Source organism: Paenibacillus sp. JJ-223, assembly GCF_927798175.1.
GTDB classification, from domain to species: Bacteria; Bacillota; Bacilli; order Paenibacillales; family Paenibacillaceae; genus Paenibacillus; species Paenibacillus hubeiensis.
The window spans coordinates 64,739-78,534 of sequence record NZ_CAKMMP010000013.1; the positions used below are offsets into that span (position 1 = coordinate 64,739).

General features: G+C 45.3%; 18 protein-coding genes. 11 read left to right on the plus strand and 7 right to left on the minus strand.

What is annotated here, in order from left to right; genetic code table 11:
• The 11 genes from L6H98_RS21570 (at position 1) to L6H98_RS31430 (ending at position 7,617) form a co-directional block, all read left to right on the plus strand.
• On the plus strand, positions 1–981 hold the full coding sequence (locus tag L6H98_RS21570) for a hypothetical protein (RefSeq protein WP_236419035.1): 981 nt from the start codon (positions 1–3) through the stop codon (positions 979–981).
• Complete coding sequence (locus tag L6H98_RS21575; RefSeq protein ID WP_236419038.1) at positions 981–1,304, plus strand: DUF2577 family protein; 324 nt, start codon at positions 981–983, stop codon at positions 1,302–1,304. The genes L6H98_RS21570 and L6H98_RS21575 overlap by 1 nt, the downstream gene beginning before the upstream one ends.
• Positions 1,305–1,307: 3 nt before the next feature.
• Positions 1,308–1,751 carry a DUF2634 domain-containing protein gene (locus tag L6H98_RS21580; RefSeq protein WP_236419042.1) on the plus strand — a complete coding sequence of 148 codons (444 nt, stop codon included), beginning with the start codon at positions 1,308–1,310 and terminating at the stop codon, positions 1,749–1,751.
• The gene (locus tag L6H98_RS21585) at positions 1,748–2,572 is read left to right on the plus strand and encodes a baseplate J/gp47 family protein (RefSeq protein WP_236419045.1); all 825 of its coding nucleotides are present in this window, start codon (positions 1,748–1,750) and stop codon (positions 2,570–2,572) included. Before L6H98_RS21580 ends, L6H98_RS21585 begins: the two co-directional genes overlap by 4 nt.
• Positions 2,569–3,222 (plus strand): hypothetical protein, encoded by a 654-nt coding sequence (locus L6H98_RS21590; protein ID WP_236419048.1) that lies wholly within the window; start codon positions 2,569–2,571, stop codon positions 3,220–3,222. Before L6H98_RS21585 ends, L6H98_RS21590 begins: the two co-directional genes overlap by 4 nt.
• Positions 3,222–3,545 (plus strand): hypothetical protein, encoded by a 324-nt coding sequence (locus L6H98_RS21595; protein WP_236419050.1) that lies wholly within the window; start codon positions 3,222–3,224, stop codon positions 3,543–3,545. Before L6H98_RS21590 ends, L6H98_RS21595 begins: the two co-directional genes overlap by 1 nt.
• A complete protein-coding gene (locus L6H98_RS21600) occupies positions 3,538–5,211 on the plus strand; it encodes a pyocin knob domain-containing protein (RefSeq protein WP_236419053.1) in 1,674 nt (557 codons plus the stop codon). The genes L6H98_RS21595 and L6H98_RS21600 overlap by 8 nt, the downstream gene beginning before the upstream one ends.
• A 14-nt stretch (positions 5,212–5,225) precedes the next feature.
• Entirely contained in the window at positions 5,226–5,615 is a 390-nt protein-coding gene (locus L6H98_RS21605) for a hypothetical protein (protein WP_236419084.1), read from the plus strand.
• Between the two features lie 58 nt (positions 5,616–5,673).
• The gene (locus L6H98_RS31220) at positions 5,674–5,799 is read left to right on the plus strand and encodes a CD1375 family protein (protein ID WP_253074919.1); all 126 of its coding nucleotides are present in this window, start codon (positions 5,674–5,676) and stop codon (positions 5,797–5,799) included.
• A 68-nt stretch (positions 5,800–5,867) separates the two neighbouring features.
• On the plus strand, positions 5,868–6,296 hold the full coding sequence (locus L6H98_RS21610) for a phage holin family protein (protein WP_236419094.1): 429 nt from the start codon (positions 5,868–5,870) through the stop codon (positions 6,294–6,296).
• Positions 6,283–7,617 carry a GH25 family lysozyme gene (locus tag L6H98_RS31430; protein WP_356723902.1) on the plus strand — a complete coding sequence of 445 codons (1,335 nt, stop codon included), beginning with the start codon at positions 6,283–6,285 and terminating at the stop codon, positions 7,615–7,617. Before L6H98_RS21610 ends, L6H98_RS31430 begins: the two co-directional genes overlap by 14 nt.
• Positions 7,618–7,875: 258 nt before the next feature.
• Here L6H98_RS31430 and L6H98_RS21625 read toward each other — a convergent pair whose 3' ends face one another.
• The 7 genes from L6H98_RS21625 to L6H98_RS21660 all read right to left on the minus strand — a co-directional run bounded on the left by L6H98_RS21625 (position 7,876) and on the right by L6H98_RS21660 (position 13,656).
• The gene (locus L6H98_RS21625) at positions 7,876–8,769 is read right to left on the minus strand and encodes a hypothetical protein (RefSeq protein ID WP_236419097.1); all 894 of its coding nucleotides are present in this window, start codon (positions 8,767–8,769) and stop codon (positions 7,876–7,878) included.
• Positions 8,770–8,880: 111 nt separating this feature from the next.
• Positions 8,881–9,798 carry a hypothetical protein gene (locus L6H98_RS21630; RefSeq protein WP_236419100.1) on the minus strand — a complete coding sequence of 306 codons (918 nt, stop codon included), beginning with the start codon at positions 9,796–9,798 and terminating at the stop codon, positions 8,881–8,883.
• A 215-nt stretch (positions 9,799–10,013) separates the two neighbouring features.
• The gene (locus L6H98_RS21635) at positions 10,014–10,478 is read right to left on the minus strand and encodes a hypothetical protein (RefSeq protein WP_236419103.1); all 465 of its coding nucleotides are present in this window, start codon (positions 10,476–10,478) and stop codon (positions 10,014–10,016) included.
• Positions 10,479–11,163: 685 nt separating this feature from the next.
• Positions 11,164–11,496 (minus strand): zinc ribbon domain-containing protein, encoded by a 333-nt coding sequence (locus L6H98_RS21645; RefSeq protein WP_236419123.1) that lies wholly within the window; start codon positions 11,494–11,496, stop codon positions 11,164–11,166.
• Positions 11,497–11,666: 170 nt separating this feature from the next.
• On the minus strand, positions 11,667–12,002 hold the full coding sequence (locus L6H98_RS21650; protein ID WP_236419159.1) for a zinc ribbon domain-containing protein: 336 nt from the start codon (positions 12,000–12,002) through the stop codon (positions 11,667–11,669).
• Between the two features lie 100 nt (positions 12,003–12,102).
• Positions 12,103–12,771 carry an SOS response-associated peptidase gene (locus L6H98_RS21655; RefSeq protein ID WP_236419173.1) on the minus strand — a complete coding sequence of 223 codons (669 nt, stop codon included), beginning with the start codon at positions 12,769–12,771 and terminating at the stop codon, positions 12,103–12,105.
• A gap of 27 nt (positions 12,772–12,798) precedes the next feature.
• On the minus strand, positions 12,799–13,656 hold the full coding sequence (locus L6H98_RS21660; protein ID WP_236419175.1) for an ATP-dependent DNA ligase: 858 nt from the start codon (positions 13,654–13,656) through the stop codon (positions 12,799–12,801).
• Positions 13,657–13,796 lie beyond the last annotated feature (140 nt).

The window sequence follows — 13,796 nt, forward strand, 5'->3', positions numbered from 1 at the left end:
ATGGATAAATTCGCAGTTATATACGGAAAGAACGATGCCAGGTCTGCCCTCACTCCTGCAATTATGGACATATCCTGGTCATCCCAACGGGACGAAATCGCGCGCAGCATGACGGTTCGGCTGCGCGGTATCCCGACGATCAGTGTGGCCGGTATGCTGATGTGCTTTTCCCACCGGATCGGCAAGGCGCTCCTTCATCACAAAAACCAGTTCTTTCACGGACCAATCACAAAATATGAACGTGATGAATTTGCGGACGTTTGGGAGGTTGAAGCCCGGGAGATCGGGTGGTATCTGGCCAAGAACAAAGGGACTCGCCCATATCTGAAGGGTGAAGCGGGGGCCGAGCTGCAGAAGTACATTCAGACGACTGGGGTCGATTTTCGTTGTCCCAAACTCGGGTTCAATATCGATGAACGTTACGGGACAATGGCACATTCCGAAATCATTTTGGATGTGTTGCAAAAAGCATATGAGCGTAGCGGCTACCGTTATCATGTGGATGTCGTCCGGACGGAGAAACATTTTTACTTCCAGGTCGTGAGAGAGGGTACCAACGAGAAGGTGCCTATTTTTGTTCCCGAGCAAATGGAGGCCAGCAGCGCAGGATACAACATCGAAGACACGTACACTGTGGTGACTGCGCAGAAATACAAGGATGACAAACTGTCGGCATCCGTCACTAAAACCGATTCCAGCGCCTTGAAGACGTTTGGCCGAATGGAAGAGATCATTGAAGTCGAGGAAGAAGAGAATCCGACCACCGTTGCAACACAAAGGTTGAAGGCGATGGCAAAGCCCAAGCAGATCAAAAAGATCACCGTCCGGCATGAGGACCACACTTTGTCGGGGCTGCGTGCCGGCTGGCTTGTGCTGATCAAGACGACGGTTGTCACTAAATGGATCGTGGAGAGCGCCGATACGAGCTGGAGCAATGGCATATTCACCGTCAAGATGGTGCTGGAACGGAGGGAAGCTTGATGCTGAATGATGCGATAAAGCTGTTGCGGAGTAAAACAAAGGATCACATCGATGCACGAGATACCGAACGTGCAACGCTCCTTAGCTGGCCGAATGCCAAAATTGAGGTGGATGGCGATCCGTATCCTTATGAGTCCCCAAGTTTGGTCATTGCCGACTATCTGCAGGAACGTGAAATCGAAGTCACGTTTGACGTGACAGAGCCTGCTCCAACAACCATGAAGGGGAAACTCTTGATTCCAAGCCCGCTTCAAGTGGGGGACCGACTCCTGGTGTCGCGGATGACTGGCCAACGATATTATGTATTGGGAAAGGAGCGATAGACCATGGACGAGGAAGAGTCGATGTTCCCTGAAATGGAACTGGAAGAGGTAGACGTCACGGATCTGGTGGATAACATCCCTTCGGAGACCAAATGGACGTATAAAATGGACTATTACAACCGGCAAGCAGTCTTAGATGAGTACGGTCGGCCAGTCCGGACAACCAGTTACGAGGAATTCCTTGTTGAAACGGCCATGAAGATCCTTTGCACTGAACGTTTCCAGTATATTGTCTACGGTGCGGACGTGGGTGTTGAGAAATCGGAATGGGCGGGCTGGGAAGACCACGAAATTATCCGGGATATTGAAGAGGCGTTAACGGCTCACCCTGAGATTGAACAAGCCGAAGTAACATCGATGACGCGTGTCGATCGCGGAATGGATCTGACCATACAGATAACCGGGCTGGTTGGTGCCGCTGAATTAAGTGAGGTGATCGATACATGAGTTTGACCATCAATGATTTACCGAAGTTTCCTTCCATCCCGATCTTGGAAGAAACCCCCGATATGATCTATCAACGGTGGGTCAACCGAGCGGTTACGATGGCCAATGAGAGAGGGCTTCCACCGCCTCCCGTGGGCGAAGGAGAATACTTTTATGACCTTTGGTACCCTATCGCTCAGGAGATTGCTGAACAGCAAGAATTGTGGGGCTATGGCGTATTGCAGTCCACACCAATCTGGGCAGATGATGAGTTTCTGGATGCGCATGGCTGGGCAGATGGTATGGTCCGTAAAGATGGTGAATCCAACGATGATTATCGCTTGCGGATCTTGGATCGAGCATTTTCCGAAGAGGGGAGCGGCCGACGCAAGGATTATGAGAGCTGGGCCAAAGAGATTCAGGGTGTGGGCGCCGCTGTTGCCCGTGAGAAGGAACGCCACGACAATTCCATTGATTTGTATTTAACGGACATGAACGGCCAACCAATCACGCCAGAGTTCGCTGAACAGGTCAAGGAACTGATGTGGGAGGATTACCGTATTGCTGGCCATGATTTAGCGGTGCATCCGGCCCCAATCTTCCTTGTGGCCGTGAAGGCAACATTGGAGACGACGGAAGACCTGCATCAGCTGGCCGAACAAATCCGTCAACGGGTGATGGCATACGCCAATGGCCGCAGCAAGCTGTTATACAACTACATTGCAGCTCTCTTACTCGTTCCAGGTGTGGAAAACTACAGCGAATTTACTCTTAACGATGACGTTCAGGATGTGGACGTTCCTGCTGTGTCCCTCCTGAAGGTTGAGGTGATACTGTCATGATTCCGTTGCGATACCGCAAAGTTTTGCCCCCGTACTGGTATGAAAACGCGGTAGCAGGCTGGCATTTCGGCGTGATGGAAGAAGAAATCAACCTCCGGGAAAAGAAAATGGACGAGCTCGTGAATCAATTTCTTTTGCAACGTGCTACCTGGGGGCTTGGCCTTTGGGAATGGATCTACTTCCGGACGGAACAGATCGGTTCAGTGGCAAACCGGCGTGAGGCGATCCGAAGGAAAAGATTGGCCAAGAAGCCGTTCAAGCTGCCGATTCTTCGACAGATTGGTTTGCAATACGGCAAGCTGCTGAGTGTGACGGAAGAGTTTATGACCAAAGAGATCCACTTTGAGTATGACAGCAGTACCCCAATCAATATTGCGGGGCTGTTTACCGATTTCGAATATATTCGCCCGGTTCATATTAACAGGGCTGTGCCGGTTGTCCAAGCTCCCAAATCGACCATCACAGTAGGGGCAAAAGCCTACGGCCACAGCGTAGATTACCCAATCTGCGGTTTTGAAATGCCGATCGAGCTTGGAACAAGCGGAACTTTGGCACAAGGGACGATAACAGCGGGGGCAGTAACCACGGTTGCCCGAATAGATAGTCCGATTACAGGTTTTGAAATACCCATGCAAGGAGGAACAACATAATGGCTGCTGAGGTTATTCAACCGTTGCTACTTGATAATATGGTCAACAGCGTAGATTCATACTTCGACCATGCCTTGGTCAATGTCGGCGGTGAACTTGTTCGATACCCCGTTCATAACACGATCATTTCCGGAAGGAGCGTTCGTAAATATGTGTTCTTGAGCGATGTAGAATTGGTCGGTAAGCAGATTCTTGGCGCATCGCTCATGGATGGTCAAGGACGAACACTGGCCAACCAGGCGCTGAACGTGATCAAGAACGATCGCGGTTTTCTCATTGGTTTTGAATTTAATATCAAACTGGAGGTGAGAGCACTTGTATAACAAGCAGGATTGGAAGGATGAGATCCCCGACCTAACCAGGCCGATCATGGACCCATCAACTGGGAAACAGAAGACGGATCCGCAAACGGGACGGCCATTGTTCGAACTTGTACAGGAAGGGACTCGAATCACATCGTCCAGACTGAACACAATAGAAGGCGGCATCGAGGCAGCTCACACATTGGTTGAACAGTTGGCCAAGGAGATGGGTGGCAACTTTGTTGCTGTGATCGACGGCATGATGGGGCTAACGTGTAGTGCGGAAGGGTTAAAAGCGACCTGGACGGCGGGCGTGGCTTATGTAGGTGGGAAACGCTACGAAGTATCTGCAGGGGAAATGGCTTTGAATCCAACACAAGGACAATATTTGTACGTGGACATTGGTGGCGTGGTTAAAAAGACAACATCAGAAGCAACGGCCAAATCTGGCTTGTTGCTTTTTTATGTGGCCACAGATACCAGTGGGGTTATTTCTACAGCCGATCAGCGGGTAAATATCAGCTTGGAAGAAATTCTGAAGAAGATCGAGAACGTTGAGATTCCGGACGCGTCTCTTATGAAAAAAGGGATTGTCCAGCTATCGAACAAAACGGATGGGACGTCCGAGACGCTGGCCGCGACGGAGAAAGCAGTAAGAGATGCTAAAATTGCTAGCGTGCCGCGCACAGGCGGCGTCAATATGACTGGACGACTAACTATGCAGCAATGGGGTACGTTTTCTGCTTCCCCAAATGGTATGGTTTTGTATGGCAGTAATTGTTACCTAGACGGATCAGTATTCAAATTTGAGAATACTCATGCCGACTTAGGCGCTCGCGGAATCTATATGAGGTATACGGGCGGCGCTGGTCCAGAAGTATACATGTTTGATACAGGCCCGGTCGCAACCACAGCAGGCGCAGCGTTCACCCCAGCACTACACCGTATTGCTAATACAGGTGACCCGTGGCAAAAGGTAGCTGTAACCAGTGATTCAGGATTTGCCCTTGACATCTCTAATGCAAACCTTAACGATCCTCGAAAAACCGGATGGTATATGGGCAGCCAAGTAGTTAATGCTCCAAGTGCGGATTGGCATTACTTCGAAATCATTCGTCATAACGACTTGTGGGAAGTCCAAAATGCTTACAACTTTAACAGGACAACATACCAACAACGTTTAAAGCAAAATGGTGTGTGGACACCGTGGAGTCCTGACCTTTTTACATCTGTCAGTAACGGTAAAGCATCAATTGCCGCTGCGATTACTGGCAAAGGAGTACCAACAGCGGCAGACGCGCCATTTGCAACGATGGCGGCGAATATCAACGCAATTCAGGTGGGGCCGAAATATGCTACGGGTACGGTTACGTCCCTGAGCTTTTCTTCGAATTTTATTCTGGGTGACGGTAGCACTTTATCAATGCCTTTTATGGCTGTCTCAGGGCTGGGTTTTACTCCTACACGAATCGTTGTGGAGATAGTGAATCCAGTATCCGCAGCAACTGCGGTAACAACGTTTCCTTGTAGCGCTAACACATATAATGGGTACCAGATTTATGCTGCCGCAAACTACACAGGCGCGTCCATACGTGTAGATGGTACGCAGTCCTACGTAAACCATTTAGGGTTTAGGTTGGCGGTTCGGGAATTAAACACACAATACCGCTGGCACGCCTACGGTTAAAAAGGAGGATTTTCATGGATATCGGCGCAAAAATTTATTACGACAGGGCAACCGGTAACGTCATCTTAAACACGGGTGAGCGATCCGGCGATGTCGTCGAAACCACGCAAGAACAGGACTTTGCTGCGTATGCTTTCTTGGCAGAGCGGGTGCCAGAAAGTGTGGGTATGCTGCAACTGGAATACGGCGCGTATGCAGCGGATTACGCTGAGGGTGGCGTCATTACACGGATCAATCTGGAAACGATGGAACCTTTATTTATTTACCCTGATCCAGAGGCGCCGCAAGAGCCGCGCCCAGCACTTAGCAAGGAAGTAGAGACATTGAAACTGGCGGACATTGAGAACAAGGAAGCCATAGCGGCTTTATACGAAATGCAGTTAGGAGCTGGACCGGATGCTTAATATCCTGGTTCGGCTCTTTTTGTTTCTGTTTTTGTTTCTGAAAGGAGGTGAGCAGCTAATGCAGGTATTCGTAACGATTTATGTATCTTTGATCGTGGCCGGCCGCCGGACGATTGAACAGGTTCCGGCAAACATCCGGGAGGATGTCAACGCCGATCTGACAGCGCTGGGTTACGAGCAATAATCATTCTTTATGCCCTCTGGAGTGGTCAGGGGGCTTTTTCACATAAAAAAAGAGACGGGGGAAACACATTGGAAACAGTAGGAAAATGGCTTTTGGCCCTTGGGGGCGGTGCAATATCATATCTTTTCGGGGGCTGGTCCGGAGTGCTTGGCGTGCTTCTTGTATTTGTCATCCTCGATTACGTGACCGGGATCGCGGCGGCAGCCGTTGAAGGCAAATTGAAAAGCAAAATCGGCCTTGTTGGAATTGCACGTAAGGCATTTATTTTTACGATGGTAGCCGTAGGGCACTTGGTTGATGGCGTTCTTGGTGATGGCCATCTATTCCGTGATACTGTCGCTTTTTTCTATATAGCTAATGAGTTATTGTCGATCACTGAAAATGGCGGGAAATTAGGAGCTCCTGTCCCTTCTGTGATCAAGCAGGCAATTGAGGTCTTGAAAGGCAAGGGCGGCAATGACAACGATAAAGGGGGCGGTACAGGTGCAAGCACGTAAAAGTGGCAATGTCCAAGGCATCGATGTTTCGCGATACCAAGGCAGCATCGACTGGGCCAAGGTGAAGGCAAGCGGTATGACATTTGTGTTCATCAAGGCGACCGAGGGCCAAACGTACACCGATCCAAACTTCCAAACCAACGTGAAAGGTGCGCTGGCGGCGGGCATGCTTGTCGGAACGTATCACTTTTTCCGGGCCACATCGACCGACGGAGCCAAAGCCGAGGCTGCTCATTATGCAAAATCCCTCGAGGCGATCGGGGGAGCAAAAGCCCTGCAGCTGCCGCCTGTTATGGACTACGAGAACAACCCAGGTAACTTGACCAAGGCGCAGATCAATGTTGTGGCCAAAGCCTTCTTGACCGAGTTGGAACGCCTCACGGGGCGTAAACCTATCATTTACACAGGGAATTCGTTCGCAAGCAATTTTGACGTGGGATTGTCTGGATATGATTTGTGGATCGCACGTTATAGCAACTCAAAGGTTCCGGACGATCAGCCTGCATGGAAGTCGTGGACCATCTGGCAATACAGCGATGTCGGCAAGGTGTCGGGTATCAGCGGGGCGGTGGATCTCAACGAGTTCAATGGATCGTTGGCTGACCTGAAGGCGAGATACGGGAAGGAGAAGGAAATGAACAATCCATTTGAGGGATACCGGATCACCAGCCCGTTTGGTATGCGGACACATCCGGTGTCAGGGGTGAAGAAATTCCATCGGGGTATCGACCTGGTTGTAACTCCTGCAGAAGGCCCCATTCATGCATTTGTCGGCGGCGAGGTCATGCACGCCAAAATGGGCGTGTCCGGATCCGGCTTCGGAAATTATGGTATTGTCGTGGCCATCAAAGATGACAAGGGTTGTCTGCACGTTTACGCGCATCTATCCTCGGCTGCCGTCAAGGTTGGCCAAAAGGTCAAACAGGGCGATTTGATCGGTAAGCAGGGCAGTACCGGCATCAGCAGCGGTGCACACCTGCATTACGAGGTCCGTAAGGCAGCGAGTCCACAATTTGGTTACACGGCCACGGAAGCGGGAGTCGTTGAGCCAACGAAATACCTGATTGATTACTATGGGGAGGAATTACCGATGACAGCAGATGAAAAGAAACAGATGGACGAGCTGAAGGCCACCGTGGCTGCCCAATCAAAGTGGATTCAAGCGGAGAAAGCTAAGGCCAATATGGAATGCCCCGAATGGGCGAAGACGGCCTATGAATACTACAAGGAATACATTTCGGACACCACCGGCAGTTACGACTTCTGGCGTTTGTTGGTTGTCTCTTATCGCAAAGAAAAGATAAGAAAAAAACACTTATAAACGAAGCGGCCTTGTTGTAAAAAAACATCTTGGACCTTTCTGATATATTTCTATAGGATAGTTAAATATAGGGCCTTTGCTAACAGAGCAAAGCTGCCAAAAATATTAAATGATCGCTTTGACCCAATGAAATGGTAACAGTTTAAACAAGCCCTGGCGACTTGAATTTACAGGGCTTGCAGCAAGTGCTGATTATGGACATATCAATAAACAATGTTCTTCCAGGCTAGCATTAGAAAGAACATTGTTTATTGATCGCTAGTCAGTATCACTTATAGATTCTGACCCCCATTTGTTTAATGAATAAAGCCTGAGTTTTTTATAATGGTCAGCAGTTTTGTTATACAAACTAACAAATTGCCTTGTGTCGAATTCACGCAAATGATCATTAACATAATTTACTAAACCAGACATTACAAAGCCAATTGAATTTTCAAGTGAAAAGCAAATCAAACGAAGTGCATATTGTGTTTTGTCAGGCCCAAATTCTCCAATAAAACTGTTGTTTTCGAAAAATATTCCAATATGTTTCTGTATTAATGGATTACTATGCTTTGCCATACAAAGTTGTTGATATTTTTTATACTCAGCCTTGCTTATCGGATCGTAATCGATATCTAGATCGGAGGTCTGTTTCTTTATTGTTTTCTTTGTCATTTTATTAATGCTTTCTATTACATTGCTCATCGATGCTGGATCAGAGTGTTCTATCCATCTGTCTGATAATTCGTCGTCGTCTCCTAATAATCCTAACATGTAAGATGTTTCATATAGTGAAGAAGCAATAGTAGCAGCTTGAATTGGATAACCTTTAGTTCCTATAATCAAAAGTGTGCGTAAGTCGTTAATAATTTTTATAATTAGAGTTTGGGAAACTAAGCGCGAGCTTCTGATTTTTGTTATTTCAATTTCGGGAGGAATTAAAAATGCTTCAATCACAACATTGATCGCTAGTTTGATTCCAAATACATAAGGTTCCAGATCCTTTTTGAGTGTAATTTCATTAAGATATTCTCCTTCGTCTATTGTTGGAAGGATGAAATTATGTTTAAACTTTGCCCTTTTTACTACTCTTCGTGTGCGAGCATTGAGACCATTGTTTATACTATCCCGTTTTTTCTTATACCTGCTCTTTGATCCTATGATTCGCATTATGTAGCACACCAACTTTCAAATATAGTAAAATTATTTTAAATAATTTTCATGAGATAGAAGTAAAAAGGCGAACAAAAACATCAATGTCTCGTTAACTGGCTTAAGATTTCACTCTACTACTTCTCCTTCATACAACTTCCAGTTGAATTGCAATTCTTTATCACCGCGAGAATCAAGCGATGCTTTCAACTTCACTTGATTACCCTTTTTCAAGCCGTCTTTCACAGTTTTATTTTTTAATTCAACAATGAATGTATATGGCATCATGTCTTTCTTTTCCGTACTTATGGTTAGCCAATCTTCCCCGTTATAGTTTTCACCGCCATACACAACAAGGCTATCTCCGATCGCATCTAAATCAGCAATGGTTCCTGACCAAGTTACAATCTTCTTAGCCATAAAGGTATCCCATGTGGATGATTTTTGGTCCTTTTGTAACTCAAAATATGCTTCAACTGTTGGTAAGAAATCAGCATCACTTTCTATTAATTCCGCGACTTTCTTTTGCTCATCAGAAGCATAGAGTGTTTCTACCGTTAAGGCTTTACCTGATTCTAATATTTTCACAAAATTATCAGCATTATCTTGGCCTTTTTTAATCAATATATAGATATTTTTAACTGCATATGAATTCAAATTTGGATTATGGTACTTTGCTGCATTTTCATCTTTTTCAAATTCGATAATGTCCGCTTCATCTGATCTTAATGCTTTTACTAAGCCTTCAGATCCCTTGAATTTTTCTGTTACATCTTTAGCTTCACTTGAAATTAAACCGGAATCTTTCAACCAAGTATAAGCATTATCCGCTGTATAATCTTCAGATGAAACGTTTTGTGAATCTGTCTCAGTCTCAGTTGGTTTAGTTTCAATAGAAGCTTTAACTTCAGTTTCTTTTTGGGTGGCTGTCTTAGTTGCAGGAGCAGTCGTTTCACCTGTTTTACCGTTTTGGCTACCAAAGATACCACCTACCACAATCACAACAACAAGCCAAAACCACCATTTTTTATAAATAGGCTTTTTCAATCTTCTTCCTCCTGATATAGTAATAATTAACAACAGGATATAGTCTATCAGACATAGGTATATTTTTCTATACAAATGTTTGATGTGGAAATGTGAAGACCTATAGAGGACATATGCTTGCCGATGCATACGGACAATGGACGCAGGACTAGGACAAAATGATTGTGAAAAAACTTCCCCTGAAAATTCAGGGGAAGCCTTATACCTTGCTGTGATCAATATTTTGTAAATTGAATTGTGTAAGGTTGGTTGTAGTTGTTAATACCGTTATCCATGATTCTAAAGTAAACCTTCTCACCAGGTTTAGCACTCATACCAATTGCCTCGGCGTATCCAGGCCCATTCCAGTTATCCGTTTTAATGAACTCTATTCCACCGCTTGCATTCATTTTATAAACAATCATAACAATATCGAAATTAGGTGGAGGGGTAGCAATGACGCCAAATGTGATTACAGAAGATCCATTTGTATTGTCCACAAGATAATAATCATTATCACTCATGCTGTCTAAATACTGTGTAGCGCTGAATCCAGAAGTTGGACTAATACTTGTATACATTACTTCCGCGGTTTCAGGAGTATCTGCCCAACCCGTTGCTGCAAAAGCAGAACTTGACCCGAAAGCCATCAAACATGCCGTTGCCATAACAGATAAAGAGAATTTTTTTAATCTTTTCATATTCAAACCTCCCAAATATACTAGAATCAATGAAATAAGGACTCTGGATAGATGCTTATTTGAAATATGGAGAGATAAATTATGGTCGGCCGACCATGGATAAATATACCATATTTTATCGTTATTTGTATATAGTTTTGTGTAAAATAGTGGGATTTGTTATACTGATTGTAATATTGGAGATATCTTTATATGTTAGGTGGCCCAAGAGTATATGAATAATACATATCGTAAATTAGAAACAGACACAGACTTTTTTGTCGCAGCTTTATCCCAGACTCGTGTATCCGTTTGGATAGTTCTACAGGATCGAGAGGAGATTATGGACTATGGTGGGGTAGTCGAAGCTTACAGTAATGTATCCGTAAAAATTGCGGGGAGTAGGTATTTTAGAGATAAGTTTGAGTTTAGGGTGCAAGTAAAAGGGACCACTTCAACATAATATGACTGAGGGTCCCTTTATATTTTTATTTCCGAATAGTCTTTACTAGTGCAATCACGCTTATGATTAGGGCGGCAATTCCGATTATTAAAGTCAATATCTCCATGATATTCCTCCGGTTTAAACTGTCTTAGAGCTAATATGTAAAGAGAAGGCGACCCGTAAGCCTTTAGCTCTATTATTTAATACCAAGGTCATCCTTCACTGAATTCTGCAGAAGCTGAGGGGCTCCTTTTTATCTTATTACTTATCATTAAACAGATTTACAAGTTCTGCTAATGCTACGAATCCCCCACCAGTACACAATATTGCACCAAATAATGAACCGAGAATAGTATTGAGTGCCCCTTTAGATTTACCGTAGTGATGTCCGCAATGAGGGCAAACGATTGCTGATGTTGAAATAGTGTTGCCACAGGAGTGACATCGTTCTAGCTTCCGATTAAATCGCCCCATGATCAATCTAAAGATATTGAGAAAAAATGCAATTAGACATACCAAACCAAATATGAATAAACAGGCTGTGATGAGACCGGCGATAACCAAAACTGAGTAATACGCCATATTATCAAACATTCCATTCCTCCGGTTATGTAGTTAATCCAGTGTAGTCTATCAGAAACAGGAATATTTTCCTGTAAAAATGTTAGAATGTGGAATTTTAAATACATATCGAGTATTGCAAACAGGTGTAGAATTCTTTGTCGCTGCAGTATCTTAGGTTCATGTATAACCCGCTTGCTACACTACTTATTCAAAAATTCTTCAATAAAAATTTCTATTCCTTTCAAGCCTGCGTAAGAGAACATAACACCTCCAAATACCCCACCTACAATTAAGGCAGAAGGACTGGTCGCACCTTCTGGGTAATGCTGACCACAACTAGGGCAAATTAAAGCAGAGCTAGATATTCGCTTACCACAGGTATCGCATGATCTTGTTTTTGAAAACTGTTTTGTGATTTTAAAGTAAATGGTTCTAACAACCAAAACCCATGAAAACAATCCACCAAGAAGGAATGCAAGTACTACGGCCCCCGCTATTACCATTTCAAAATATCCGTTTACATCCTTGAGCATCATTTCCCCCTATGATCAAGAATCTCAATCCATATAAATTATATAATAATCTTATAAATAAAAAAACTCCACTGGCATAAGCCAATAGAGCAACTTAATGATATTAACCGACCTCTTTGATCAATTCCCCGTTATTATTCCGCACATTCCCTACTGCAAAATCCACCTTGTATGCACGCATTTCATCGGCAGGATACGGCCTGAGAAGCCCCAAGACGCTATCTTTATCTGAATCCTTGTTTAGCCACTCTGACTCATCCTCTGGACGCAAGATAACCGGCATGCGGTTGTGGATGTCCGCCATAAGGCTGTTCGGTTCGGTTGTAATAATAGCGCATGTGCTCAGCTTGTTCCCGTCCGGATCTGTCCAGGTATCATAGAGGCCGGCAAGCGAGAAAATCGATTCGTCTTTCATCAGGATACGCATTGGCTGCTTTCCGGATCCAACCTTTTTCCACTCATAGAAACCTGAGCATGGAACAATGCACCGTTTGGAACTAATCAGGCGTCTGAAAGCCGGCTTTTCTGCAAGTGTCTCAGCTCGAGCATTGATCATCTTGTTTCCAATTTTTTGATCATCGGCCCAGGACGGTACGAGGCCCCAGCGAAGGTAACCCAACCTATTACCGTTGCTGCTCCCTATGATCGTCGGAATGTATTGCATGGGTGCTGCATTGTAGTTTGGCTTGTACTCAAATCCATCGGTTATGGCCGCCATGTAACGGTCCATGATTTCCTCTATGGGGTCTATGATCGTAAACCTACCACACATATGAATGCACCTCCTGCAAATCTTTAATCACACGATAAACTGTTCAAACACCGGCGTTCGCAACAAGCCCGACTTTGTCCAGTTTCTCATTTTTACCCGAGCTTGTATACGCGGCTCCAGGTAAACGTGATTCTTGTCCTCTCCAGTCACAAGCTGTCGGCATACACCGCGGAATGCCTGCTTATGCTTTTGATTCGGTCCGTGCTCAATAATTCCTGCTGGCCGGAGCTTTCCAGACGGATCGGGAACGGCGGCAAGCCAGCCGAACTCCGATTTTTTGTATCCGGTGATAAATACTTCGGCATAGGACCAGTTAATGACCTTTTGCCAGTCTCTGGACCGCCTGCTGACGTACTGGCTGTCCTTCCGCTTGCCGACTACCCCTTCCATTCCCATAGCCTCTATTTGGGCGAACAACGCCTCTCCTGCGCCTTCTATATTAGGGACAATCCCGAAACTGCTGGCCGGCAGCTTTAGGCCGTGAAGGATCGCTTTGCGCTCTATCAGCGGCAAGCTGCGAAGGTCGCTACCTTTATACTGGAGGATATCGAAAATGGCATATGTGACCGGAAGTGTCTTGGTGAGCTGCAGCACCTTGGAATGCTGTCGAGTACTGAATCGGCTCATGACTGCCTCGAAGTCATCTAAGCCTGTCTCCGGATCGGTGCAAGCAACCTCTCCGTCTAAGCTGATGTCATCGTCAAATGGGATCAACAACTCGGGATATTGCCGTGTGCAGTCATTGTTATGACGCGTATATAACCGGATGTCTCCGGACTGCTGCGAAAAAATTAACCGATGCCCATCGACCTTTGGTTCAAAAATATAGTTCGAATGAGAGAAGGGGACCGGTGATGTTTCTAAAAGCATTGGAGAAATAAACATAAAAAACACCTCAATGCCATTATAGCGTTTGTTTATCCGAGAATGAGGCGGTAAGTTATGGACTTCTTAGATGAATAATGGTCTATTTATCAGGCAAAAATAAAGGATAGACTCTTCTCCCATGAGTGCTAAATAGATGA